The sequence below is a fragment of the Frateuria sp. genome (genome assembly GCF_035944355.1).
Lineage (GTDB): Bacteria > Pseudomonadota > Gammaproteobacteria > Xanthomonadales > Rhodanobacteraceae > Frateuria_A.
The window spans coordinates 278,540-301,179 of record NZ_DASZBH010000014.1; the positions used below are offsets into that span (position 1 = coordinate 278,540).

Below are 22,640 nucleotides of genomic sequence, written 5' to 3' on the forward strand. Positions count from 1 at the left end.
GGGGTCCGTATGGGAAAGGGAGCTAGCGTAGCAGCGCCGGAAGGCCGGCCGCTGCGCCATTGGGAAGCGCGCGGCAGCTTGTCCCGAGATGGGGAAAAGGCGTCCCCCTACTGGAAGTTTCCGGAGAGCGGAGCGCCACCCGGAACGCTAGGCCTGCTACGAAGTGACCCGCGAGAGGAAGTCCTTCACGCCGTCGACCCAGCTCTTGGCCCGCGGCGTATGCGCGTCCGGCTCGCCGTCGACGAAAGTGGCCTCCAGTTTCTCCAGCAGCTCGCGCTGCTCGCGGGTCAGGCGCACGGGGGTTTCCACCATGACGCGGCAGATCAGGTCGCCGACGCGGCCGGAGCGCACCGACTTCACGCCACGCCCGCGCAGGCGGAAGGTCTGCCCGGTCTGGGTCTCCGGCGGGATCGACACCGCCACTTCGCCCTCCAGCGTCGGCACCTTGAGCTCGGCGCCGAGCGCGGCCTGCGCGAAGCGGATCGGCACCTCGCAATGCAGGTCGTTGCCGTCACGCTGGAAGATCGCGTGCTCGCGCACACGCACGTCGACGTACAGATCGCCCGGCTCGACGCCGCTAGGGCCGGCTTCGCCCTGCCCCGCCAGGCGGATGCGGTCGCCATTGTCCACGCCGGCCGGAATGCGCACCGACAGCGTACGCCGCTCCTCCAGCAGACCTTCGCCATGGCAGGCCTTGCAGGGCTTCTCGATGGTCTGGCCACTGCCGCCGCAATGCGGGCAGGCCTGCTGGATAGAGAAGATGCCGTTCTGCATGCGCACGCGGCCGTGGCCGTGGCAGGTCTTGCATTGCGCCGTCTTGCCGTCGGCCGAACCGGACCCGTTGCAGTGGTGGCAATTGACCTGGGTGGGGATCTCGATGGTCTTCTCCACGCCGAAGACCGCCTCTTCCAGGTCCAGCTCCATCACGTAGCGCAGGTCCGCGCCACGACGCGGGCGGCCGCGGCCGCCCATGCCGAAGATGTCGCCGAAGATATCCCCGAAGATGTCGCCCATGTCACCGAAGCCGCCGCGGCCGCCCATGCCGCCTTCGAAAGCGGCATGGCCGTGCTGGTCGTACAGGGCGCGCTTTTGCGGATCGGCCAGGACCTCGTAGGCCTCCTTGGCCTCCTTGAATTTCTCCTGCGCAGCGGGATCGTCCGGGCAGCGGTCCGGATGGTATTTCATCGCCAGGCGGCGGAAGGATTTCTTCAGCTCGACTTCGGTGACGGTGCGCTCGACGCCGAGCACCTCGTAGTAATCGCGCTTGCCCGTTGCTGCATTCATGACTTTCAACTGCCCCTGCTCGGATCCTGTGCCGGCCACTCAAGAAACAGCCCGCGCGGCATGATAGCCGGCGCGGGCTGTTTCATTGCGGCACCGGCTGCCGACGATTACTTCTTCTCATCCTTGACTTCGGTGAACTCGGCATCGACCACGTCGTCCGGCTGTGCCGAACCACCGCCGGGCGCGGCCTGCGGACCGGCCTCGGGACCGGTGCCGCCGCCCTGCGCCGCGGCGTAGAGCGCCTGCGCGACCTGCTCGAGCTTCTGCATCTTGGCCTCGATCTGGGCCTTGTCGTCGCCGTCCTTGACCTTCTCCAGGTCCGACAGCGCCTCCTCGATGCCGCCGATCTGCGCGCCGACCTTGCCGCCGTGCTCCTTCAGCGCGCTGCGGGTGGCGTGCACCAGCTGGTCGGCCTTGTTGCGGGTGGCGACCAGCTCGTGGAACTTGCGGTCCTCTTCCTTGTTCGCCTCGGCGTCGGCGACCATGCGCTGGATCTCGTCCTCGGACAGGCCCGAACCGGCCTTGATCTCGATCTTCTGTTCCTTGCCGGTCTTCTTGTCCTTGGCCGACACGTGCAGGATGCCGTTGGCGTCGATGTCGAACGTAACCTCGATCTGCGGCATGCCGCGCGGCGCCGGGTCGATGCCCGACAGGTCGAAGCGGCCCAGCGACTTGTTCGCGCTGGCGCGCTCGCGCTCGCCCTGCAGCACGTGCACGGTCACCGCGGTCTGGTTGTCGTCGGCGGTGGAAAAGGTCTGCGCCGCCTTGGTCGGCACGGTGGTGTTCTTCTCGATCAGCTTGGTCATCACGCCGCCCATCGTCTCGATGCCGAGCGACAGCGGGGTGACGTCCAGCAGCAGCACGTCCTTGACCGAGCCGCCCAGCACGCCGCCCTGGATCGCCGCGCCCACGGCCACGGCTTCGTCCGGGTTGACGTCCTTGCGCGGCTCCTTGCCGAAGAAGTCCTTGACCGATTCCTGCACCTTGGGCATGCGGGTCTGGCCGCCGACGAGGATCACCTCGTTGACGTCGGAGACGCGCAGGCCGGCGTCGTTGAGCGCGATGCGGCACGGCTCGATGGTGCGCTTGACCAGGTCCTCGACCAGCGCCTCAAGCTTGGCGCGGGTGAGCTTGATGTTGAGGTGCTTCGGACCGGAGGCGTCGGCCGTCACGTACGGCAGGTTCACCTCGGTCTGGTGCGCGGAGGACAGCTCGATCTTGGCGCGCTCGGCCGCGTCCTTCAGGCGCTGCAGCGCCAGCGGGTCTTTGCGCAGGTCGATGCCCTGGTCCTTCTGGAATTCGTCGACGAGGTAGTCGATGACGCGCTTGTCGAAGTCCTCGCCGCCGAGGAAGGTGTCGCCGTTGGTGGCCAGCACTTCGAACTGCTTCTCGCCGTCGACCTCGGCGATCTCGATGATCGACACGTCGAAGGTGCCGCCGCCCAGGTCGTACACCGCGATCTTGCGGTCGCCACCCTTCTTGTCCAGGCCATAGGCCAGCGCCGCCGCGGTGGGCTCGTTGATGATGCGCTTGACCTCCAGGCCCGCGATGCGGCCGGCGTCCTTGGTCGCCTGGCGCTGGCTGTCGTTGAAGTAGGCCGGCACCGTGATCACCGCCTCGGTGACCGGTTCGCCGAGGTAGTCCTCGGCGGTCTTCTTCATCTTCATCAGCACCTTGGCCGAGATCTCCTGCGGCGCCATCTTCTTGCCGTCGGAGGTCTGCACCCAGGCGTCGCCGTTGTCGTGCGCCACGATGCCGTAGGGCACGATGTGCAGGTCCTTCTGGACCTCGGCGTCGGTGAACTTGCGGCCGATCAGGCGCTTGACCGCGTAGAAGGTGTTCTTGGGGTTGGTCACGCTCTGGCGCTTGGCCGGCGCGCCCACGAGGACTTCGTTGTCCTTGGTGAAGGCGACGATGGACGGCGTGGTGCGGTCGCCCTCGGCGTTCTCGATCACTTTGGCGTTGCTGCCGTCCATGACGGCGACGCAGGAATTGGTCGTGCCCAGGTCGATGCCGATGATCTTGCCCATACTCTTCCACTCCAATTGTTTTCTAGGCGGCCCCCGCGGCCGCGATGGTTTTTCAGATGGAGGCCTGCAGAGGACGATTCAATGCCGGCGCGGCTTCCGATATGTCGCGTTCAGTGCGGTGGCCGGTCAATCCCTGGCGACGGCGACCAGCGCCGGCCGCAGCAGCCGGTCGTTCAGCACGTAGCCCTTCTGCAGCACGTTGACCACGGTGCCGGCCGCCTGGCCCGGCGCGTCGACCATGCTCACGGCGTGGTGGCGCTCGGGATCCAGCGGCTGGCCCACGGGGTCGACCTGCACCAGGCCGTGGGACTCGGCGACCTTCAACAGCGCCTTCAGCGTGAGCGCCAGGCCTTCGCGGATGGCGGCGGCGTCGCCGCCCTCGATGGCCAGGCCGCGCTCCAGGCTGTCGTAGACCGGCAGCAGTTCGTTGAGCAGCTTCTCGTTGGCGAAGCGGCGGGCCTGCTCCAGGTCGCGATGCAGGCGACGGCGCTGGTTCTCCAGCTCGGCGTGCTCGCGCAATACGCTCTCGCGCAGCTCGGCATTGCTCGCCTCCAGCTCGGCGATGCGGGCCTGCAGGGCGTCAAGCCCGGGTGCTTCCGATGAACCTGCCTCTTGCACCTGTCCCGGCGTCTGCTCGTTGTTCTGCATGCATTACTCCCAAACGAAAGTCCGGGCCGGCACCTCCGTGCCGACCGAAAGAAACCTGCGGGAAACCCGCCCTCCGGGGGCGGTTATAGGGACGTCGCAGCGCGATTCAAGGCGTCGCTGAGCAATCCGGCGGTGGCCTGCACCACCGGGATCACCCGCTCGTAGGCCATCCGGGTCGGCCCGATCACGCCGATCGCTCCCAGCACCCGTCCCTGCGCGCCATAGCTGGCGGTCACGACGCTGCAGCCGTCGAGCGCCGCGAAACCCGATTCCTCGCCGATGAACAGGCGCACGCCCGGCGCCCGCGCGCACACTTCCATGAGCTGCAGCAGCTCGTTCTTCTTCTGGAACGCCTCGAACAGCTCGCGCAGGCGGTCCAGGTCGGCCAGCTCGGCATAGCCCATCAGGTTGGTCTGGCCGCTGACCAGCACGTCTTCGCCCCCCTGGGGCGCGAAGGAGGCTGCAGCCAGTTCGGTTGCGCTCGCCACCAGGCGGTTCAGTTCGCTGCCCGCCTCGCGCAGTTCGCGCAGCAGATGGGCGCGGATGTCGTCCACCCGCAGCCCGGCGAAATGCGTGTTGAGATAGTTGGCCGCCTGCTCCAGCTCGCGGCCGTCCAGCGGCTTGGCCAGCTGCACAATGCGGTTCTGCACCTGGTTGTCGGAGAACACCAGGATCACCAGCACGCGCGCGTCGGGCAGCGGCACAAAGTCGATGTGGCGCAGCGGAAAGTCGCCCTGGCGCGGCACCGTCACCACCCCGGCGAAGTGGGTCATCGCCGAGAGCAGGGTCGAGACGTTGCTCAGCAGGTCGCGGGTGGTGGTCGGGCCGGGCGGGAGCTCACGCTTCAGGCGGGCCATCTCCTCGCGCGGCAGCGGCTGCAGCTCGATCAGGCTGTCGACGAACAGGCGCAGGCCGCGCGGCGTCGGCACGCGGCCGGCCGAGGTGTGCGGCGAGGCGACCAGGCCGGCCTCCTCCAAGTCGGCCATGATGTTGCGGATGGTCGCCGGACTCACGTCCAGGCCGGAGGAGCGCGACAACGTGCGCGACCCGACCGGTTCGCCGTCGGCCAGGTATTGCGCGATCAGCGTGCGCAGCAGGCGCCGGGCACGGGCATCGAGGTCGTGGCCATGGGAGAGAGGCATGCGCGTTGCAGGTGATGAGACAGCACACAAATAAGGTGCCCCGCGGAAGAATGCAAGAAAACCGTGCCGCCGCGCGGTGCACGCCGCTACTCGCCCTTCACCCCTGCCCTTACAATCGCGCGACCTCATTGCGCCCCTCGTCCATGCTCACCTCACTCTACGTCCGCCATTTCGCCGTCGTCGAAGAAGCCGAGGTCACGTTCGGGCCCGGCCTGACCGTGGTCAGCGGCGAGACTGGCGCCGGCAAGTCGCTGCTGGTCGATGCGCTGATGTTGTTGGCCGGCGCCCGTGCGGACAGCGGCATGGTGCGCGAGGGTTGTGACCGCGCCGAACTGGCGGCGGAGTTCGACCTGTCCGCCCTGCCCGAGGCGCGCGCGTGGCTCGAGCGCGAGGAACTCGACGACGAAGGCGCCTGCCAGCTGCGCCGGGTCATCCGCGCCGAAGGCAGCTCGCGCGCCTGGATCAATGGCCGTCCCGCCAACGCCAGCCAGCTCGGCGAACTGGCTACCTTGCTGGTGGAGATCCACGGCCAGCACGAACACCAGGCGCTGCTCTCGCGCAACCACCAGCTCGCGCTGCTCGATGCCTTCGCCGGCCACGAGGCGCTTGCCGCGCAGGTGCGCGAGCTGGCCACGCAATGGCGCGAACTGGGCGCACGCATCCGCAAGCTGAGCGGCGGGGAGAATCGCGAACAACGGCTAGAACTGCTGCGCCACGAGACGGCCGAACTGGAAAAGTGGGCGCTTCCGCCGGCCGAGCTGGCGGAACTGGAAGGCAGCCACAAACGCCTGTCCAATGCCGGCCGGCTGGCCGAGGGCGCCGCCGGCGTGGTCGAGCTGCTCGATGGCGACAGCGAGTTCGCGCTGCGCCGCGCGCTGGGCCGGGCACACGCCGAACTGGGCAAGCTCGCCGCGATCGATCCGCGCCTGGGCACCGTGCTGGAACTGCTGGACGATGCCTCGATCCAGCTCGGCGAAGCGGCGGACGGGCTGAGCCGCTACGCGCAGGACGTGGACCTCGATCCCGAACGCTATACCGAAGTCGACAACCATCTCGCGCGGCTGCACGAACTGGCCCGGCGCCACCGCCTGCCCGCCGCCGAGCTGCACGAGCGCTGGACCACGCTGCAGGCGGAACTGGCCGAACTGGAAGGCGCCGGCGGCGTACTCGAAAAGCTGGCCAGCGAGCGCGTCCGCCTGGAGCGCGACTACGCGGCGGCGGCCGGCGAGCTGGGGCGGTCCCGCCGCGACGCCGCCGGCCGGCTGGGCGGCGAAGTCAGCGCGCTGATGGCCGAGCTGGGCATGGCCGGCGGCCGGCTGGTGGTCGAACTCGAGCCTGCCGAGGGCGACGAGCCGGACGCACAGGGGCGCGAGCGCTGCGAACTGCTGGTCAGCGCCAACCCGGGCCAACCGCCACGGGCCTTGCGCAAGGTCGCCTCGGGCGGCGAACTGGCGCGCATCAGCCTGGCCATCGAAGTGGCGACGCTGGGCAAGGACAGCATCGGCACGATGGTGTTCGACGAGGTCGACACCGGCATCGGCGGCGCCGTGGCCGAAGTAGTGGGGCAGAAACTGCGGGCGCTGGGCGCCGAGCGCCAGGTGCTGTGCGTCACGCACCTGCCGCAGGTCGCCGCGCAAGGCCACGCCCACCTGCGCGTGAGCAAGCACAGCGAGGGCGACACCACCCGTACGCAGATCGACAAGCTCGATGATCCGGGCCGCCGCGACGAACTGGCGCGCATGCTGGGCGGCGTGGAGATCTCCCGGGAAACCCGCGCTCACGCCAGGCAGATGCTGGAACGCGCGCAGAGCGCCTGAACCGGTTTCCCCGGAAACGGGAACGACAGCCAGCCCGACTCACCGGAGCGGGAGAACCGTTGCCTACCCCTTGCGCTCGGACAGCAGACCGCGCTCGCTCGCCATGCGGTACAGGTCCAGTTCCGAGCCCGCGCCCAGCTTGCCCATCAGGCTGGCGCGATGGATGTAGATCGTCTTCTGGCCCACACCGAGCGCCGCGGCCACCTGCTTGGGCGCCTTTCCCGCGGCCAGCAGCAGGAAAACTTCCCGCTCGCGCACAGTCAGCCGGTTGACCGGATCGAGCGCCTCGCTCGGCCGCTCGGCACGACGCTGGCGCAGGTCGGAACTTAGGAAAGTCTCGCCCTGCATCACCTGGCGCAGGCCGGCCACCAGTTCTTCCGGCGCAGCGCCCTTGGTGACGTAGCCGCTGGCGCCGCGGCGCAGCGCCTCGGACACGTAGGGTTCGCCGTCGTGCATGCTGAGTACGACGATGTGCGTATCCGGGGCAAGGCTGTGCAGGTGCTCGATCAGGGGCAGGCCGCTGCCATCGGGCAGGGAAAGATCCAGCGCCACCAGGTGGGGCCGGCGATGGTTGATCGCCTCGACCGCGTCGTCCGCACAGCGGCACTCGGCGATCACCTCCAGGTCCGGCTCCATCTCGATCAGCCGCTTGAACCCCTCGCGGACGATGGCGTGGTCGTCGACCAGAACGATGCTGTACATGGCGCCCCGCTGGTTTCCAAGTTTCGGGCGATGCCATGTCAGGCGCCCCGCATCGGGCGCGCCCGCGTCACCGCCTGTCCCCATGGAGTCTATAAGAAGAAGGGCTGCCGCCCGCAAGGCAGCCCGTGCTCAGGGCAGGCGGCATGTACCATCCGCGCATGCGATCGAAGCCATTTTCCTTGCCCGACTCCGGTCCACTGCTGGGCGTCGTCTACGTGTCGCTGTGGCTGGTGCTGCTGCCTACCCAGCAGCCCTACTGGATGCTTCCGTTCGGCCTGCGTTTCGCCGCCCTGCTGATCGTGCCGATACGCCAATGGCTATGGCTGCTCGGACTGGAACTGGCCGCAACGATCATCCTCGACCTGCGCTCCGGACTGCCGGCTGTGTGGGAAACCTTCGTGGTGGGCGACCTGCCCGAGCCGCTGGTGATGCTGGTGAGCTTGTGGCTGCTGCGGCGGGTCAACCTGCATGCGAACCTGCGCGACCCGGAGGAAGCCACGCGCCTGTTGCTCTCGGCCGTGCTGGTGGTGGGCGCGGTCGCGGCCGCCGACGCGGTGATCCTGGCGCTGCTGCACGAGAACACCGATCCGGCCGCGATGGCGCGAGCGCTCGGGCGCGAACTGCTGGGCAACTATCTGGGCGTCCTGCTCATCGCGCCGCTGGCGATCATGCTGCTGCGTGCTCGCCCCAGCCGGAAGATGCTCGCCAGCCTGGTGATGGACGGCCTGCTGGTGATGCTGCCGGCCATGACCCTGCTGTTGATGCTTTCCGAGCACGCCGCGCCGCAGCCGGAGTTCGCCCGCGTGCTATCGCTTGCGCCCGTGCTGTTCTTCGCGTTCCGGCACGGTTGGCGCGGCGCCACGTTGGCCATGCTGATCTCCTGCCTGGGGATGACTGCGGTGGACCACCAGCCCGGCCATCCGCAGAACGCGGCCGGCTACCTGTTCCTGGCCGTGGCGGGCACCGGCGCGCTGATGCTCGGCGCCGCAACCGATGCCCTGCGCCGCAGCAGCGAGCGAGTCGCCGAGCAGAACGTGTACCTGGGCGCCGTCAACCGCCGCCTCGACCAACTCGCACGCCAGCTGCGAGATGCCGCCCGCGGCAACCTGCAGGCGGAAGAGAGCCAGCGCCGCCACATGGCGGCCGAACTGCACGACGAGCTGGGCCAGAACATCACCGCCATCCAGACCCACATGAAGCTCGCCCAGGCGCGCCTGCGTCAGGCCGGACTGGAAGACATCAGCGTTTCGGTCAATACCATCCTGGGCTACATGCGCCGGGCGCTGCACCGGCTGCTGGACGACCTGCGCCCGGCCGTGCTGGATGAATTCGGCCTGCTGCGCGCATTGGACGAGGGCCCGATCCGCGACCTGCTGACCACGGCAGGCATCGCCTTCCACACCGACATGCGCGGTGATCCGCGGCTGCTCGACGAAGACACCCGCACGGCGGTGTACCGACTGGTACAGGAAAGCGCCACCAACGCCGTCAAGCACGCCCAGGCCAGCGAATTCCGGTTGCGCCTGCGCATCGGCGAACGCCATGGCGGCGTGCTGGCCCTGCTCGATATCCGCGACGACGGGATCGGCCTGCCCAGCCGGCTGCCTCGCGGTGGCCGAGGCCTGCAGGGCATGCGCGACCGCGTCACCTCGCTCGGTGGCCTGTTCCGGCTGCGCCCCAACCATCAGGGCGTGCACCTGCGGGTTTTGTTGCGGGGCAGCACGCCGGGCCGGGATCAGGGACGTCTGACCTAGGAATTTTTCCAATACCGCAGTCGTGAACACATCGTTAGCATCGGTTCCATCGATGTGGGGGAGCCGCCATCGCAAGATGGCGTGCCGTGGTCACCGTGGGGACGGTGGCCACGAAGAATGGCAGGATGCCGTTCCGCCGATACCAACGGCGCCGCCGGGCAAGCGAGCAATTCGCACAGGCCGGGCGTCAGGTGGTACCGGATCAGCCGTGGGCGGACAGGAGTCCTCCCGCGGCTTTTTTTATGCCCGCTTTCTGCGGAGCCTTACCGGAAACGGGGCAAACCGTACTGGCCGCTGGCCGCTCTGCCTCAGCGCCCCTTCCCCTTCGAGCGCACGTACAACACCAGACTGTGGTCCTCCAGCACGTAGCCGTGCTTGGCGGCGATCTCCTGCTGCAGCCGCTCGATCTCTTCGCTGACGAACTCGATGACCTTGCCGCTGTCTACGTCGATCATGTGGTCATGGTGCTTGCCGCGGTCGAGTTCGTAGACGGCATGGCCGCCTTCGAAGTTGTGCTTGACCACGATGCCCGCGGCCTCGAACTGAGTCAGCACGCGGTAGACGGTGGCCAGCCCGATGTCTTCCTGGTCCGCGAGCAGTTTCTTGTAGACGTCCTCGGCGGTGAGGTGCTGCACCCCCTCCTCCTCGAAGATCTGCAGGATCCGCGTGCGCGGATGGGTGACCTTCAGGCCGACCCGGCGCAGTTCTCTGGTTTCCTGTTCCATAGCAAGTTCCAAGCACGGCGCACCAAGGCCGTTAGTGTATCATCCGACACCTTTACGATCCGGACGCAAACACGCATGCACAAGCTGATTCGCACGCTCGGTTCGGCCATGCTGGCGCTCTCGCTGGCGGGCTGCGGACTGGTCTACGTCCCCGACGTGCAGCAGGGCAACGTCCTGGACAAGAAGATCGTCGACCAGCTCCAGCCGGGCATGACCAAGCACCAGGTGCTCGTGCTGCTGGGTTCGCCGTCGGTGCATACGCCGTTCAACGACAACCGCTGGGACTACGTCTCCACCCAGCAGCATCGCGGCGGAGCGATCAAGATCCGCACCTTCACACTCACCTTCAACAACGACACCCTGGTGCGTACCGAGGGCGACTTCTTCGCGCAGGATCCGGAGCAGATGCTCAAGGACAGCAAGAAGTACCACGCCTCCTACCCGGTCGATGAGACCCAGGGCGACAAGAGCAAGAGCGGCGGCGAAGAAAGCGGGTCGGGCACGCCCGGCTCGGGCACTCCCTGATCGCTAGCGACCGCGGGCGCGACGGCGCCTTGCGTCCTTGGGGTCCAGCGTGAGCGGCCGGTAGATCTCGACCCGGTCGCCGTCGCGCAGCCGTTGGTCCGGCGCCACGCGTCGACCGAAGATGCCCAGGTGCTGGTGATCGACCTGGATGCCTTCGCCTTCCAGGCCTGCGGCCGCGACGGCCTGGGCCACGGTGGCGTCCGCGCCGAGCAGCACCCGCCGCAGCAATACGCGCCCGGGTAGCGCCAGCACCACCTCCACCACGATCTCAGCCATAGGCACGCTGGGCCTCGCGGCTGAAATCCTCGACCATGCGCGTGGCAAGGCCCTGGAAACCCAGCTTGATGGCGCTGGCGCCCAGGCCCACGTAATCGAAATCCAGCGCGAGGGCGATCTTGCAGCCCTGCTCGCCCAGCGCAATGAACTCCCACACCCCATCCAGGCTGCGGAACGGGCCTTCCACCAGATGCATGTGCAGGCGCCGCGGAGGCTCGGTGGTGTTGCGGGTGGTGAAGCTCTGGCGCAAGCCGGCGAACTTCAGGTCCAGGCGCGCCACCAGCACGTCGCCCTCGCGCTCGAGCACCTGCGCGCCGGCACACCAGGAGAAGCGCTTTGGGTATGCTTCCACATCGTTGACCAGATCGAACATTTGCGCCGGCGTGTAGTTGACCAGGGCGCTTCGTCGGATTTCGATCACGGTAGCCTCATTTTCATTCCGGATGTCCGTTTGCGGCGGGCACCCGCAAAGGCGCAATTCTAGCGGACATGGCAAAAGCGAAGGACAAGGACAAGCACGCCGGCGGCACCATCGCGCTCAACAAGCGCGCTCGCCACGAGTACCACATCGACCAGCGCTACGAGGCCGGCATCGCGCTGCAGGGCTGGGAGCTGAAGGCGCTGCGCGCGGGACGGATCAACTTCGGCGATGGCTACGCGGTGGTGCTCAAGGGCGAGATATTCCTGGTCGGCACCTCGATTCCGCCGCTGATCAGCGCCTCCACCCACGTGATCGCCGAGGACCGCCGCACGCGCAAGCTGCTCCTGCACAAGCAGGAGATCGACCAGCTGATCGGCGCCGTCGAGCGCAAGGGCTACACCCTGGTGCCGATCGCGATGTACTGGAAGGGCAACAAGGTCAAGGTGGAGATCGGCCTGGCGCGCGGCAAGCAGGCGCACGACAAGCGCGACGCCGAAAAGGAACGCGACTGGCAACGCGAGAAGCAGCGCACCATGCGCGCCCACAACCGCGAGGCCTGAACGTTCGGGTCCGCGCACGTTGAAGGGCACGGCGCCGGCCCCATATACTTCCACGACTGACCAGCTCAGCGTTTCCCCGGGGGTGTCCTGGCTTCGACGGGGGTAGTGAGATGGCTTGGTGCATGCCGAGGGGGCAGCTTTCCTCGTAAATCCAGCCGCAAACTCATAGTTGCCAACGACGACAACTACGCTCTGGCCGCTTAAGGCCTAGCCCCGAACCCACTTGTGCCTGTGCTCGTGGATGTAGGGTCATCATCACGGGATCGCTGGAAACGGCCGTCTGCCAGTTTTCGGCTAACTCCTAGCAGACTGGTCCTTCGATGCGTTTCGCACATCGTGCTGTCGCGGGACGAGATCCAACGGTGAGCTAAGCATGTAGTACCGGGCGTCAAGCGCCTTCGGACGCGGGTTCGACTCCCGCCACCTCCACCAATACGGCATCGAGCGATGCACGACGGCCGGCATGACGCGCAAGCGGATGCCGGCCTTCTTTTGTCTGGTGTGTGGCCTATGCCGGGCCGTGCACGCGGCTCAGGCTCTGCGCCAGGCTCGCGCTGTCGTAGGGCTTGCCCAGGACGGTCACGCGCGCCCCTTCCTCCCCGTCCTGCAGATCCGTGTTGCCGGTGGCGAAGACCAGGCCGATGCCCGGCTGCAACTGACGGGCCCGCTCAGCAAGCTCGGTACCTGACATGCCTGGCAGCCCCACGTCGGTGACCAGCACATCGATGTGGCGCTCGCGCAGCACGGCCAGCGCATCCGGGCCGTATTCGGTTTCCACGACCTCGTGCCCGAGGTCCCTCAGCATGTCGGCCGCATCCATACGGATCAGGACATCGTCCTCCACCAGCAGGACGGACAGCGGCTTCGGATCGGATACCTGCGACCCCGCCGCGTCGGCGGAAGCCGCAGCAGGCTTCAGCGCCGCGCCGCACTGCCCGGGCATATCGGAAATGGACCGAATGGACATGGACACCGTGGAATCAGTTGGTGCCCGGAGCGGGGGTCGAACCCGCATAGCCTTGCGGCTGAGGGATTTTAAGTCCCTTGCGTCTACCAGTTTCGCCATCCGGGCGGATGCGTGAACCAGCGGCATGCTAGCAGCACGCGATAAGCCCACCCAGTTTTTCATGCGCGGGATCGCGTGCGCCTCAGAACCCGGATGTCCTGTGCCGCGGGCAAAAAAAGACCCGCCGTAGCGGGCCTTCGAAGATTGCGCAATGGAGGCCAGGGTCGGAATCGAACCGGCGTACACGGCTTTGCAGGCCGCTGCATGACCACTCTGCCACCTGGCCATCGCGCGCGGAACGCGTGTGCGGTCCGCTCAAAAAAACAAAACCCCGGTGGTCCGAGGTTTCAGGAAACTGGAGCGGGAAACGAGACTCGAACTCGCGACCCCGACCTTGGCAAGGTCGTGCTCTACCAACTGAGCTATTCCCGCATCAAGAGTTGGAAATCATAGCAGAAAGCGACCGGATGGGAAGGCCTCGCAAGCAAAGCCAGCATGCCCGCGATACACCAGCGCCAAACGACGAAGCCCCGGCAGGGCCGGGGCTTCGATCGAAACTGGAGCGGGAAACGAGACTCGAACTCGCGACCCCGACCTTGGCAAGGTCGTGCTCTACCAACTGAGCTATTCCCGCATCGGAGCCGCGCATTTTAGCGACGAAAAACGACCCGTCAAGCCTCGGCGTCCATACCTTCGCCAGGCTGCTTGGGCGGGTCGCCGCGCAATATCGGCCAGGCTGCCCGCAGGTAATGCAGGCCCGACCATATCGTCAGCACGCCGGCGATCACCAGCAGGCCTTCGCCGATGTGGTACAGCCGCAGCGCCTCGGCGCTCTTCTCGTGCTGAACGATCAGCACCACCAGCGCGATCATCTGCATCACCGTCTTGAGCTTGCCGACGAAGGCGACCTTGACCGTCGCGCGCATGCCGATCTCGGCCATCCATTCGCGCAGCGCGGAGATGCTGATCTCGCGTCCCACGATGATCGCCGCGGTCACCGCCATCAGGATGCCCGGCCAGCCGCCGCGATGGGATTCGACCAGCAGGAACAGCGTCACCGCGACCATGAGCTTGTCGGCCACCGGGTCGAGGAATGCGCCGAAGGCCGAGGTCAGGTTGAGCCTGCGCGCCAGATAGCCATCCAGCCAGTCGGTGATCGCCGCCAGCAGGAACACCACCGCGGCGGTGATGTTGTGGCCGGGAAACTTCCAGTAGAAAACCACCACCATCACCGGCAGCAGCGCCACGCGGAACAGGGTCAGCCAGGTGGGGAGGTTGATGCGCATGGTGCTATCCGTCGGTGATCAACGTCAGTGTGGCACAGGGATTTGCGGGCTATCCGTGCAGGGCCGCATAGATGCGCTCCGCCAGGCCGCGGTCGATGCCCTTGATCGATGCAAGCTCCTCCACCCCGGCCGCCTCCACCCCGGCCAGGCCACCAAAGGCCTTCAGCAGCGCCGCACGGCGGCGCGCACCGATACCGGGCACATCCTCTAGCACGCTGCGCTCGCGCGCCTTCTCCCGGCGCTTGCGGTGGCCGCTGATGGCGAAGCGGTGCGCCTCGTCGCGCACCGCCGCCACCAGGTGCAGCGCGGGAGAGGCCGGACCCGGGTGGATCTCGCGGCCCGAGCGGGCCAGCACCAGGGTTTCCTCGCCCGCGCGTCGCCCTGGCCCTTTCGCCACGCCCACCACTTCGATGCCATCGACGCCGAGCTCGGCCAGCACTTCCAGCGCCTGCGCAACCTGTCCGCCGCCGCCGTCGATCAGCAACAGGTCCGGCCTTGCCCCCTCGCCTGCCGCCACCTTGCGGAAGCGCCGGGTGAGCGCCTGGTGCATGGCCGCGTAGTCGTCCCCCGGCGTGATGCCGGCGATGTTGAAACGGCGGTAGTGCGACTTCTCCGGCCCCTCCGGCCCGAACACCACACAGGAGGCGACGGTCGCCTCGCCCATCGTGTGGCTGATGTCGAAGCACTCGATACGCCGCGGCGGGTCGGACAGCTCGAGCAGTTTCCGCAGGTCGTCGAAGCGGGCGCCGAGCGTCTGTCGGCTGGCCAGGCGCGAAGTCAGCGAGGCCTGCGCATTGCGTTCGGCCATCTGCAGGAAGCGGGCACGCTCGCCGCGCACGCTGGACTTGATCTCCACCGCGTGGCCGGCCTGCTCGCACAACACCTGCGCCAGCAAGGCCTGGTCGGGAATCGGGTCGCACAGGATGAGCTCGCGCGGCACCGGACGCTCCAGGTAGTACTGCGCGATGAACTGGGCCAGCACGTCGGCCGGGTCGGCGTCCAGCGGCAGCCGCGGGAAGAAGTCGCGCGTGCCCAGGCTGATGCCGTTGCGGAAGAACAGTACGCTCACGCAGGCCATGCCGCCCTCGATGCGGCAGGCGATCACGTCCATGTCGGCACTGGCGCCCTGCACGTGGTGCTGCGCCTGCAGCTTGCGCAGCGCGGCGACCTGGTCGCGCAAGGCCGCGGCGCGCTCGAAGTTGAGCTCCGCGGCCGCCTTTTCCATCGACGCGGCCAGTTCGTCGATCACCGCGCTGCTGCGCCCTTCCAGGAACATCTGCGCATGGCGTACGTCGGCGGCGTAGTCTTCCACGCCGATCAGCCCCACGCAGGGCGCGGTGCAACGGCCGATCTGGTGCTGCAGGCAGGGCCGCGAGCGGTTGCGGAAGTAGCTGTCCTCGCACTGACGCACCTTGAACAGCTTCTGCATCAGGTTGAGGCTTTCGCGCACGGCGAAGGCGCTCGGGTAGGGCCCGAAGAAGCGTCCCGGCAGGTTCTTGGCGCCGCGGTGGAAGGCCAGCCGCGGATAGTCCTCGCCGCCGGAGAGATAGATGTAGGGGTAGCTCTTGTCGTCGCGCAGCAGGATGTTGTAGCGCGGCTTGAGCGACTTGATCAGCTGCGATTCGAGCAGCAGCGCCTCGCCCTCGGTGCGCGTGACGGTGGTTTCGCAGCGGGCGATCTGCGAAATCATCGCGTTGATGCGCGGCTCCATGCGCGGCTTGAGGAAGTAGCTGCCGACGCGCTTCCTGAGGTTGCCCGCCTTGCCCACGTACAGCAGCTCGCCCTCGGCGTCGAAGTAGCGGTAGACGCCGGGCGAGGTGGTCAGGGTCTGGACGAAGGCCTTGCCGTCGAACGGCGGCGTGTGGGGCGACTGCATGCGTTGGATTCTAGCCGCTCCGGCGCGCGAAGCCGTGACTGCGTGCCGAACGCACGGGCGCCTGTCCGGATGGGCTCTCCGGATGGGCCGGTCCGGCGGTTCCGGCGGCTACGTCTGCGCGCGGCCGGCGAGCCAGCGCTCGGCACGCTCCAGGTCGGCCTCGGTGTCGATGCCCGGCGGGAAAGGCTCGGGCGTCAGCCGCACGGCGATCGGGAAGCCGTGTTCGAGCACGCGCAGTTGCTCCAGCGATTCGGCCTGCTCCAGCGGCGTGCGCGACAGACCGGCATAGCGGGCCAGGAATCCGGCGCGGTAGGCATAGATGCCGATGTGGCGCAGGAAGGGGACCTCCCGGGGCAAGGCCTCGCGGTCGGCCGAGAAGGCATCGCGCGCCCACGGCAGCGGCGCGCGGCTGAAGTACAGCGCGCGTCCGTCCGCAGCGCGCACCAGCTTGACCACGTTGGGGTCGAACAATTCGTGCGCCTCGGTGACCGGCGTGGCCAGCGTGGCCATCGGCGCGTCGTCCTCGGCCAGCGCACGGGCTACCTCGCGGATGCCGGCGGCCGGCGCAAACGGTTCGTCGCCCTGCAGGTTCACCACGATGGCATCGTCCGGCCAGGCGTAATGGGCGGCGACCTCGGCCAAGCGATCGCTGCCGGAGGCGTGGTCGGCGCGGGTCATGCAGATGTCCACGCCCTGCCCTTCCAGCACCGCGGCGATGCGCGAGTCGTCCACCGCCACCACCACCCGGCTCGCGCCCGCCTGCAGCGCGCGCTGCGCCACCCGCACCACCATCGGCACGCCTGCGATCGCGCGCAGCGGTTTGGCCGGCAGGCGGGTGGAACCGTAGCGGGCCGGAATGGCGACGATGAAGGGCGGTACTGACATGGCTTGGATGGCTGCGGGAAAGCGGCGAGCCTAGCATCGCTTGGCGCGCCGCGTTCCTTGGGTTTCTCTCCCGACGAGGGAGGGCCGATGCCGGGCTAGGCTTCCGCCAAGGCGAAGCCGCAACCGTTGGCCAGGTCCAGGAACCCCGGGAACGAGGTGGCCACGTTGCGGCAATCCTCGATACGTATGTCGCCCGCAGCAACCAGGCCGGCCACGGCAAAGCTCATCGCTACGCGGTGGTCGCCATGGCCCTCGACCGTGCCCGACCCCAGCGCGCCGCCGGTGATGAGCGCTCCATCGGGCGTCTCCTCCACCGACACGCCGAGCGCGCGCAGCCCCGCCGCCATGCTGGCGATGCGGTCGGACTCCTTCACGCGCAACTCGGCCGCGCCGCGGATCACCGTGCGGCCCCGCGCCGCTGCGGCGGCGATGAACAAGGCGGGGAACTCGTCGATCATGTCGGGCACCAGCGCCTCGGGCAGTTCGATGCCGTGCAGCGGCGCGTGGCGCACGCGCAGGTCGGCGACCGGCTCGCCGCCGCTGTGGCGCGCGCTCAGCACTTCGACGTCGGCGCCCATCAGCTTGAGGGCCTGCAGCAGGCCAGTACGGCGCGGATTGAGGCCGACCGCGCGCAGCAGCAGCTCCGAGCCCGGCACCAGGCTGGCGGCGACCAGGAAGAACGCAGCCGAGGAAAAGTCGGCCGGTACCTGCACGTCGGTCGCGCGCAGGGCATGGCCCCCAGTCAGGCGCGCGCGGCCCGGGGCGAATTCGATCGGCCAGCCGAAGGCAGCCAGCATGCGTTCGGTGTAATCCCGCGTCGGGTGCGGCTCGAGGATCTCGGTCTCGCCCTCGGCGTAGAGGCCGGCCAGCAGCAACGCGGACTTCACCTGCGCGCTGGCCACCGGCAGCTCGTAGCGGATGCCCGCGAGGCGCCTGCCGCCGTGGATGTGCAGCGGCGGCAGGCCCGCGCGCGTGTCGATGCGTGCCCCCATGGCCACCAGCGGCTCGGTGACGCGGCGCATGGGCCGGCGCGAAAGGGATTCGTCGCCCACCAGCGTCGAATCGAACGCCTGGCCGGCCAGCAGGCCGGTGAGCAGGCGCATGCCGGTGCCGGCATTGCCGCAGTCGAGCGGCCCGCTGGCGCCGCGCAACCCGTGCAGGCCGACGCCGTGCACCCGCCGCTCGCCGGGCGCGGGCGTCTGGATCGACACGCCCAGTTGCGCGAACACCGCGGCGGTGGCGCGCGTGTCTTCGCCTTCGAGGAAGCCGCGGATGTGCGATTCGCCTTCGGCCAGGGCGCCCAGCATCAGGGCGCGGTGCGAGATGGACTTGTCGCCCGGCACCGTGAGCGTGCCGCGCAGCGGTCCTGCCGGCCGACTGATCCAGTCCAGGCGCCCGGCCGCGTCGCTGGCGCCGCTCACGGCAACGCCACCGGGTAGGAGCCGAGCACGCGCACCTGCGTGGCGACCGGGCCCATGTCCTTGAGCGCGGCCTGCAGCGGCGCGTCGTCGATGTGGCCGGAGACGTCGATGAAGAAGGCGTATTGCCACTTGCCGGTGTGCGCCGGACGCGACTCGATGCGGTTCATGCTCACGCCATGTTTGGCGAACGGACTCAGCACGTCGTACAGCGCACCGGGCTTGTCGTTGACGGTAATGAGCAGCGAGGTGCGATCGTTGCCCGAAGGCGGGAACAGCGAACGGCCGATCACCAGGAAGCGTGTGGTGTTGTCCGCCCTGTCCTCGATGCCTTCGGCCAGCGGCTTCAGGCCATAGACCTTGCCGGCGGTCCTGCCGGCGATGGCCGCCGCGTCGTCGGCGTGCCGGGCCAGCCGCGCGGCCTCGGCGTTGCTGGCCACCGCGATGCACTCGACGTCGGGCAGGTTGATGCGCAGCCAGGTCTTGCACTGCTGCAGCGACTGCGCGTGCGCGAACATGCGGCGGATATCGCCCAGCGCAGCGGCCTTGGACAGCAGGCACTGGTGCACGCGCAGCTCGATCTCGCCACAGACGCGCGCCTCGGAGGTGAGGAACATGTCCAGCGTCACCTGGATCATGCCCTGCCCCGAGTTCTCCACCGGCACCACGCCGAAGTCGGCATGCCCGGCGGCGACCTCCTGGAACACCTCCTCGATGCTGCCCAGCGGCAGGCCGTAGGCGGCATGGCCGAAGTGCTTGCGCACCGCCTGCTCGCTGAAGGTGCCTTCGGGCCCCAGGAAGCCGACCTTGAGCGGGTCCTCCTGCGCCAGGCAGGAGGACATGATCTCGCGAAACAGCCGAACCATCTCGGCATCCGACAACGGCCCCTTGTTGCGGTCGACCACCATGCGCAGCACGTGCGCCTCCCGCTCGGGCCGGTAATAGTCGATCGCCGACAGGCCCTCGCCCTTCACCCGGGCCACCTCCTGCGCCCAGTTGGCGCGCTCGGAGATCAGCTCCTGGATCTGGCGGTCGATGCTGTCGATGCGCTCGCGCACCTGGCCAAGCGAAGCCTTGGGGTCGTTCATCCGGATGTCCAGCCGTTTAGAAGTCCAAACACTAACAGAACAGCTCAACCATGGCGCCGAACGAAATCGGCCATGAAGGCCACCAGCGCTTCGACCGCCGCCAGCGGCACGGCGTTGTAGAGCGAGGCGCGCATGCCGCCGAGCGCCTTGTGCCCCTTGAGCGCGAGCAGGCCGGCAGCCTCCGATTCGGCCAGGAACTCGGCGTCCAGCGAGCCGTCGTGCAGGGTGAAGGGCACGTTCATGCGCGAGCGGGAGGACGGCTCAACCGGGTTGCGGTAATAGCCGCCGGAACCATCGATCGCGTCGTAGAGCAGCGCCGCCTTGGCCCGGTTGCGCTCGCCGATCGCGGCCAGGCCGCCCTGTCCCTTGAGCCACTGGAAGGTCAGCCCGGCCAGGTACCAGCCGAAGGTGTTGGGTGTGTTGAGCATGGAGCCGGCCGCGGCGTGCTCAGCGTAGCGGAAGATGCGCGCCATCGGCCGGCCCGGCCGCGCCAGCAGGTCGCGGCGCACGATCATCAGCACCAGCCCGGAAGGGCCGATGTTCTTCTGCGCGCCGGCGTAGATGAGCCCGAAGCGGCGCACGTCCAGCGGCCCGGCCAAGATGTTGGAGGACATGTCCGCCACCAGCGGCACCGCCCCCACCTCCGGCACGTCGTGGAACTCCACGCCGTGGATGGTTTCGTTGGGCGTGTAGTGCACGTAGACCGCGGCCGGGTCGAGCTGCCAGCCGTCGCGTGCGGGCAGATGCAGGTAGGCACCCGCCTTGCTGCTGGCGGCGACGTTCACCCTCGCGTAAGAGGCCGCCTCGCTGGCGGCCTTCTCGCTCCAGTGGCCGCTCACGATGTAGTCGGCGGCGTCCCCGGGGCTGGCCAGGTTCATCGGGATCTGCGCGAAGTGCTGGGTCGCGCCGCCCTGCAGGAACAGCACGGCGTAGTCGTCCGGCACGTCCAGCAGCTCGCGCAGGTCCGCTTCCGCCCGCTCGGCCATCGCGATGAAGCGCTTGCCGCGGTGCGACTGTTCCATCACCGAGGCGCCGCTGCCGTTCCAGTCCAGCAGCTCGCGTTGCGCCTGCTCGAGCACCGCCTGCGGCAACGCCGCCGGCCCCGCACTGAAGTTCCAGACCCTGCCCACGGCGTATATCCAAGTTGGAGGAATCGCATTATGGCGCGGCGCAACATGGCGACGTCAATGATCCTTCGCACTCCCGTGCGCTTGGGTCGGAAGAGCCAAGTTCGCTAGTCTTGTCGCCTGCGTCTCTCGCCCTCTCTGCGCACCGCCGATGCTCACCGCCCGCTTCCACCCCGCCATCGCCGAGCTGTCCGCGGCGACTTGGGATGCACTTGGCGGCGGCGCCAGTCCCTTCGTTTCGCACGCCTTCCTGCACGCGCTGGAAAGCACCGGCTGCATTCGCCCGGACTGGGGCTGGCAGGCGCATCACCTGGCCCTGTACGAAGGCGAACGCCTGGTCGCTGCCGCTCCGCTGTATCTGAAGGGCAACTCGCACGGGGAGTTCGTGTTCGACTGGAGCTGGGCCGGTGCGTGGGAGCGCGCCGGCGGCACGTACTACCCCAAGCTGCTCAATGCCGTGCCCTACTCGCCCGTGCCCGGTCCACGGCTGCTCGCCGGCGAGGGCGAGCGCGCGCCGCAGCTGCGGCAGGCCCTGGTCCGCGCCATCCACGCCGAGACCCGGCGGCTGGGCTTGTCCTCGGCACATGCCAACTTTCTGGAGCCGCAGGACCTGGCCGCGTTCGGGGGCGAGTGGCTGGCGCGCTCGGACGTGCAGTTCCACTGGCACAACCGCGGCTACCGCGATTTCGACGATTTCCTTGCCACGCTCAAGGCAAAGAAGCGCAAGAACATCCGCCAGGAGCGCGCGCACGTCCAGGCCAGCGGCCTGGACATCCTCATGCGCGACGGCGCGAGCCTGGAGCCGGACGACTGGCGGCAGATCCACGCGCTCTATGCGGCCACCTTCGATGCCAAGGGCAACCACGCGGCACTGACGCCGGCCTTCTTCGCGGCGCTTGGTGGCCTGGAGGGCAAAGTGCAGGTGGCTTGCGCCATGGAAGGTCGGCGCATCGAGGCGATGGCGCTGTTCCTGCTGGACGACCGCACGCTCTACGGCCGCTACTGGGGCGCGCGCATCGAATTGCCCGGGCTGCACTTCGAACTCTGCTACTACCGCGGCATCGAGCATGCGATCGCCCGCGGCCTGCGGCGCTTCGAGCCCGGCGCGCAGGGCGAGCACAAGCTCGCGCGCGGCTTCGTGCCGGTGCGCACGCATTCGCGGCACTACCTGGCCCATCCGCAGTTCCGGCAGGCGGTGCGCGAGGCGCTGGTGCACGAAGCGCACGCCATCGACGATTACGTGGCCGCGCTGGCCGCGCACGCGCCCTATGCCGGCGCCTGCCCATGATCCGCCTGCCGCTGCTCGACCCGGCCTCGCCCGAACGCTTTCCCGATCCGCGCCATGCACTGGCCGAGCCCAATGGCCTGCTCGCCTTCGGCGGCGACCTCTCGCCGCGCCGGCTGCTGGCCGCGTACGAGCGCGGCATCTTCCCCTGGTTCAATCCCGGCGAACCGATCCTGTGGTGGTCGCCCGACCCGCGCTGCGTGTTCGACACGGCCACGCTCACGGCCAACCGCAGCCTGCGCCGCGCGCTGGCCGGCAAGGGCTGGCGGGTGAGCGTGGACGAAGCCTTCGTGCGGGTGATGCACGCCTGCGCGGCGCCGCGGCCAGGCCAGCAGGGCACTTGGATCGGCGCGGCGATCATCGAGGCCTACGCCTCGCTGCATACCCAGGGCCATGCCCACAGCGTGGAGGTGTGGGAGGGCGATGCGCTGGTCGGCGGCGTCTACGGCGTGGCCGTCGGGCGGCTGTTCTGCGGGGAGTCGATGTTCAGCGCATGCAGCGGCGGCTCCAAGCTTGCGCTGGTGGCGCTCGCCGCATGGCTGCGCGAATGGGGCTTCCCGCTGCTGGACGCGCAGGTCAGCAATCCGCACCTGCTCAGCCTGGGCGCCCGCGAGATGCCGCGCGAGGATTTCCTGGCCCAGGTGCGCCGGCTGTCGGCGCAACCGTTCGATCCGGCCCATTGGCGCAAGGTCGCTTCGCGGGATGCGGGCGACTATCTCTAGGCCAGGCGCTCAGGAGTGCGCGTGCTCCATCGGCAGCGCCGCATCCGGCGGCGCGAGATCAGG

General features: G+C 68.4%; 21 protein-coding genes, 4 tRNA genes and 1 other RNA gene. 7 read left to right on the plus strand and 19 right to left on the minus strand.

Features of this window, described 5'->3' with window-relative positions:
- Nucleotides 1-156: 156 nt before the first annotated feature.
- The 4 genes from dnaJ to hrcA all read right to left on the minus strand — a co-directional run bounded on the left by dnaJ (nucleotide 157) and on the right by hrcA (nucleotide 5,104).
- On the minus strand, nucleotides 157-1,284 hold the full coding sequence (gene dnaJ, locus VGU03_RS11845) for a molecular chaperone DnaJ (protein ID WP_327480739.1): 1,128 nt from the start codon (nucleotides 1,282-1,284) through the stop codon (nucleotides 157-159).
- A 107-nt stretch (nucleotides 1,285-1,391) separates the two neighbouring features.
- Complete coding sequence (gene dnaK / locus VGU03_RS11850; RefSeq protein WP_327480741.1) at nucleotides 1,392-3,314, minus strand: molecular chaperone DnaK; 1,923 nt, start codon at nucleotides 3,312-3,314, stop codon at nucleotides 1,392-1,394.
- 126 nt (nucleotides 3,315-3,440) lie between these two features.
- Nucleotides 3,441-3,962 carry a nucleotide exchange factor GrpE gene (gene grpE, locus VGU03_RS11855; protein ID WP_327480743.1) on the minus strand — a complete coding sequence of 174 codons (522 nt, stop codon included), beginning with the start codon at nucleotides 3,960-3,962 and terminating at the stop codon, nucleotides 3,441-3,443.
- Between the two features lie 83 nt (nucleotides 3,963-4,045).
- Nucleotides 4,046-5,104 carry a heat-inducible transcriptional repressor HrcA gene (gene hrcA, locus VGU03_RS11860; protein WP_327480745.1) on the minus strand — a complete coding sequence of 353 codons (1,059 nt, stop codon included), beginning with the start codon at nucleotides 5,102-5,104 and terminating at the stop codon, nucleotides 4,046-4,048.
- Nucleotides 5,105-5,247: 143 nt separating this feature from the next.
- On the opposite strand from hrcA, the gene recN reads away from it, so the two are divergent.
- A complete protein-coding gene (gene recN / locus VGU03_RS11865) occupies nucleotides 5,248-6,921 on the plus strand; it encodes a DNA repair protein RecN (protein WP_327480747.1) in 1,674 nt (557 codons plus the stop codon).
- 63 nt (nucleotides 6,922-6,984) lie between these two features.
- Here recN and VGU03_RS11870 read toward each other — a convergent pair whose 3' ends face one another.
- Nucleotides 6,985-7,623 carry a response regulator transcription factor gene (locus VGU03_RS11870; RefSeq protein ID WP_327480749.1) on the minus strand — a complete coding sequence of 213 codons (639 nt, stop codon included), beginning with the start codon at nucleotides 7,621-7,623 and terminating at the stop codon, nucleotides 6,985-6,987.
- Nucleotides 7,624-7,781: 158 nt separating this feature from the next.
- On the opposite strand from VGU03_RS11870, the gene VGU03_RS11875 reads away from it, so the two are divergent.
- A complete protein-coding gene (locus VGU03_RS11875; protein WP_327480751.1) occupies nucleotides 7,782-9,377 on the plus strand; it encodes an MASE1 domain-containing sensor histidine kinase in 1,596 nt (531 codons plus the stop codon).
- Between the two features lie 308 nt (nucleotides 9,378-9,685).
- Here VGU03_RS11875 and fur read toward each other — a convergent pair whose 3' ends face one another.
- The gene (gene fur / locus VGU03_RS11880; protein ID WP_327480753.1) at nucleotides 9,686-10,102 is read right to left on the minus strand and encodes a ferric iron uptake transcriptional regulator; all 417 of its coding nucleotides are present in this window, start codon (nucleotides 10,100-10,102) and stop codon (nucleotides 9,686-9,688) included.
- A 75-nt stretch (nucleotides 10,103-10,177) separates the two neighbouring features.
- On the opposite strand from fur, the gene VGU03_RS11885 reads away from it, so the two are divergent.
- Complete coding sequence (locus VGU03_RS11885) at nucleotides 10,178-10,627, plus strand: outer membrane protein assembly factor BamE (RefSeq protein ID WP_327480755.1); 450 nt, start codon at nucleotides 10,178-10,180, stop codon at nucleotides 10,625-10,627.
- A gap of 3 nt (nucleotides 10,628-10,630) precedes the next feature.
- On the opposite strand, the gene VGU03_RS11890 is transcribed toward VGU03_RS11885, so the two are convergent.
- On the minus strand, nucleotides 10,631-10,903 hold the full coding sequence (locus VGU03_RS11890) for an RnfH family protein (protein ID WP_327480757.1): 273 nt from the start codon (nucleotides 10,901-10,903) through the stop codon (nucleotides 10,631-10,633).
- Nucleotides 10,896-11,324 (minus strand): type II toxin-antitoxin system RatA family toxin, encoded by a 429-nt coding sequence (locus VGU03_RS11895; protein WP_327480759.1) that lies wholly within the window; start codon nucleotides 11,322-11,324, stop codon nucleotides 10,896-10,898. Before VGU03_RS11895 ends, VGU03_RS11890 begins: the two co-directional genes overlap by 8 nt.
- Nucleotides 11,325-11,392: 68 nt before the next feature.
- Here VGU03_RS11895 and smpB point away from each other — a divergent pair, with 68 nt between their 5' ends.
- On the plus strand, nucleotides 11,393-11,884 hold the full coding sequence (smpB, locus tag VGU03_RS11900) for an SsrA-binding protein SmpB (protein WP_091336452.1): 492 nt from the start codon (nucleotides 11,393-11,395) through the stop codon (nucleotides 11,882-11,884).
- 78 nt (nucleotides 11,885-11,962) lie between these two features.
- Nucleotides 11,963-12,316, plus strand: a transfer-messenger RNA (tmRNA) gene (gene ssrA / locus VGU03_RS11905).
- A 76-nt stretch (nucleotides 12,317-12,392) separates the two neighbouring features.
- Here the strand turns inward: ssrA and VGU03_RS11910 are convergent.
- The 11 genes from VGU03_RS11910 to serC all read right to left on the minus strand — a co-directional run bounded on the left by VGU03_RS11910 (nucleotide 12,393) and on the right by serC (nucleotide 20,573).
- Nucleotides 12,393-12,851: a response regulator gene (locus VGU03_RS11910; protein WP_327480761.1), complete on the minus strand. Its 459-nt coding sequence runs from the start codon at nucleotides 12,849-12,851 to the stop codon at nucleotides 12,393-12,395.
- A gap of 18 nt (nucleotides 12,852-12,869) precedes the next feature.
- Nucleotides 12,870-12,956, minus strand: a tRNA-Leu gene (locus VGU03_RS11915).
- 146 nt (nucleotides 12,957-13,102) lie between these two features.
- A tRNA-Cys gene (locus VGU03_RS11920) sits at nucleotides 13,103-13,176 on the minus strand.
- A gap of 70 nt (nucleotides 13,177-13,246) precedes the next feature.
- Nucleotides 13,247-13,322 (minus strand) — tRNA-Gly (locus VGU03_RS11925).
- A gap of 126 nt (nucleotides 13,323-13,448) precedes the next feature.
- Nucleotides 13,449-13,524: transfer RNA gene (locus tag VGU03_RS11930), tRNA-Gly, on the minus strand.
- 37 nt (nucleotides 13,525-13,561) lie between these two features.
- Nucleotides 13,562-14,176: a CDP-diacylglycerol--glycerol-3-phosphate 3-phosphatidyltransferase gene (gene pgsA / locus VGU03_RS11935; RefSeq protein WP_327480763.1), complete on the minus strand. Its 615-nt coding sequence runs from the start codon at nucleotides 14,174-14,176 to the stop codon at nucleotides 13,562-13,564.
- A 49-nt stretch (nucleotides 14,177-14,225) separates the two neighbouring features.
- Nucleotides 14,226-16,052, minus strand: coding sequence for an excinuclease ABC subunit UvrC (gene uvrC / locus VGU03_RS11940; protein ID WP_327480765.1), 1,827 nt, complete (start codon nucleotides 16,050-16,052; stop codon nucleotides 14,226-14,228).
- Nucleotides 16,053-16,160: 108 nt separating this feature from the next.
- Nucleotides 16,161-16,937, minus strand: coding sequence for a 3-deoxy-manno-octulosonate cytidylyltransferase (kdsB, locus tag VGU03_RS11945; protein ID WP_327480767.1), 777 nt, complete (start codon nucleotides 16,935-16,937; stop codon nucleotides 16,161-16,163).
- A 95-nt stretch (nucleotides 16,938-17,032) separates the two neighbouring features.
- A complete protein-coding gene (gene aroA, locus VGU03_RS11950; protein WP_327480769.1) occupies nucleotides 17,033-18,358 on the minus strand; it encodes a 3-phosphoshikimate 1-carboxyvinyltransferase in 1,326 nt (441 codons plus the stop codon).
- Nucleotides 18,355-19,443, minus strand: coding sequence for a prephenate dehydratase (gene pheA, locus VGU03_RS11955; protein ID WP_327480771.1), 1,089 nt, complete (start codon nucleotides 19,441-19,443; stop codon nucleotides 18,355-18,357). The genes aroA and pheA overlap by 4 nt, the downstream gene beginning before the upstream one ends.
- A 44-nt stretch (nucleotides 19,444-19,487) precedes the next feature.
- Nucleotides 19,488-20,573, minus strand: coding sequence for a 3-phosphoserine/phosphohydroxythreonine transaminase (serC, locus tag VGU03_RS11960; RefSeq protein WP_327480773.1), 1,086 nt, complete (start codon nucleotides 20,571-20,573; stop codon nucleotides 19,488-19,490).
- A 148-nt stretch (nucleotides 20,574-20,721) separates the two neighbouring features.
- Between serC and VGU03_RS11965 the strand changes: the two genes are divergently transcribed.
- Both VGU03_RS11965 and aat read left to right on the plus strand, forming a co-directional pair.
- Nucleotides 20,722-21,858, plus strand: coding sequence for a GNAT family N-acetyltransferase (locus tag VGU03_RS11965; protein ID WP_327480775.1), 1,137 nt, complete (start codon nucleotides 20,722-20,724; stop codon nucleotides 21,856-21,858).
- A complete protein-coding gene (aat, locus tag VGU03_RS11970) occupies nucleotides 21,855-22,577 on the plus strand; it encodes a leucyl/phenylalanyl-tRNA--protein transferase (protein WP_327480777.1) in 723 nt (240 codons plus the stop codon). The genes VGU03_RS11965 and aat overlap by 4 nt, the downstream gene beginning before the upstream one ends.
- The last annotated feature ends 63 nt before the right edge of the window (nucleotides 22,578-22,640 follow it).

Bases quoted from the DNA above. Each gene is read 5' to 3' on its own strand.
- fur (WP_327480753.1), bottom strand. From the start codon at position 10,102: ATGGAACAGGAAACCAGAGAACTGCGCCGGGTCGGCCTGAAGGTCACC.
- VGU03_RS11870 (WP_327480749.1), bottom strand. From the start codon at position 7,623: ATGTACAGCATCGTTCTGGTCGACGACCACGCCATCGTCCGCGAGGGG.
- dnaJ (WP_327480739.1), bottom strand. From the start codon at position 1,284: ATGAATGCAGCAACGGGCAAGCGCGATTACTACGAGGTGCTCGGCGTC.
- pheA (WP_327480771.1), bottom strand. From the start codon at position 19,443: ATGAACGACCCCAAGGCTTCGCTTGGCCAGGTGCGCGAGCGCATCGAC.
- VGU03_RS11890 (WP_327480757.1), bottom strand. From the start codon at position 10,903: ATGGCTGAGATCGTGGTGGAGGTGGTGCTGGCGCTACCCGGGCGCGTA.
- kdsB (WP_327480767.1), bottom strand. From the start codon at position 16,937: ATGTCAGTACCGCCCTTCATCGTCGCCATTCCGGCCCGCTACGGTTCC.
- pgsA (WP_327480763.1), bottom strand. From the start codon at position 14,176: ATGCGCATCAACCTCCCCACCTGGCTGACCCTGTTCCGCGTGGCGCTG.
- VGU03_RS11910 (WP_327480761.1), bottom strand. From the start codon at position 12,851: ATGTCCATTCGGTCCATTTCCGATATGCCCGGGCAGTGCGGCGCGGCG.
- recN (WP_327480747.1), top strand. From the start codon at position 5,248: ATGCTCACCTCACTCTACGTCCGCCATTTCGCCGTCGTCGAAGAAGCC.
- smpB (WP_091336452.1), top strand. From the start codon at position 11,393: ATGGCAAAAGCGAAGGACAAGGACAAGCACGCCGGCGGCACCATCGCG.
- VGU03_RS11965 (WP_327480775.1), top strand. From the start codon at position 20,722: ATGCTCACCGCCCGCTTCCACCCCGCCATCGCCGAGCTGTCCGCGGCG.
- hrcA (WP_327480745.1), bottom strand. From the start codon at position 5,104: ATGCCTCTCTCCCATGGCCACGACCTCGATGCCCGTGCCCGGCGCCTG.
- grpE (WP_327480743.1), bottom strand. From the start codon at position 3,962: ATGCAGAACAACGAGCAGACGCCGGGACAGGTGCAAGAGGCAGGTTCA.
- VGU03_RS11875 (WP_327480751.1), top strand. From the start codon at position 7,782: ATGCGATCGAAGCCATTTTCCTTGCCCGACTCCGGTCCACTGCTGGGC.
- aat (WP_327480777.1), top strand. From the start codon at position 21,855: ATGATCCGCCTGCCGCTGCTCGACCCGGCCTCGCCCGAACGCTTTCCC.
- dnaK (WP_327480741.1), bottom strand. From the start codon at position 3,314: ATGGGCAAGATCATCGGCATCGACCTGGGCACGACCAATTCCTGCGTC.
- VGU03_RS11885 (WP_327480755.1), top strand. From the start codon at position 10,178: ATGCACAAGCTGATTCGCACGCTCGGTTCGGCCATGCTGGCGCTCTCG.
- uvrC (WP_327480765.1), bottom strand. From the start codon at position 16,052: ATGCAGTCGCCCCACACGCCGCCGTTCGACGGCAAGGCCTTCGTCCAG.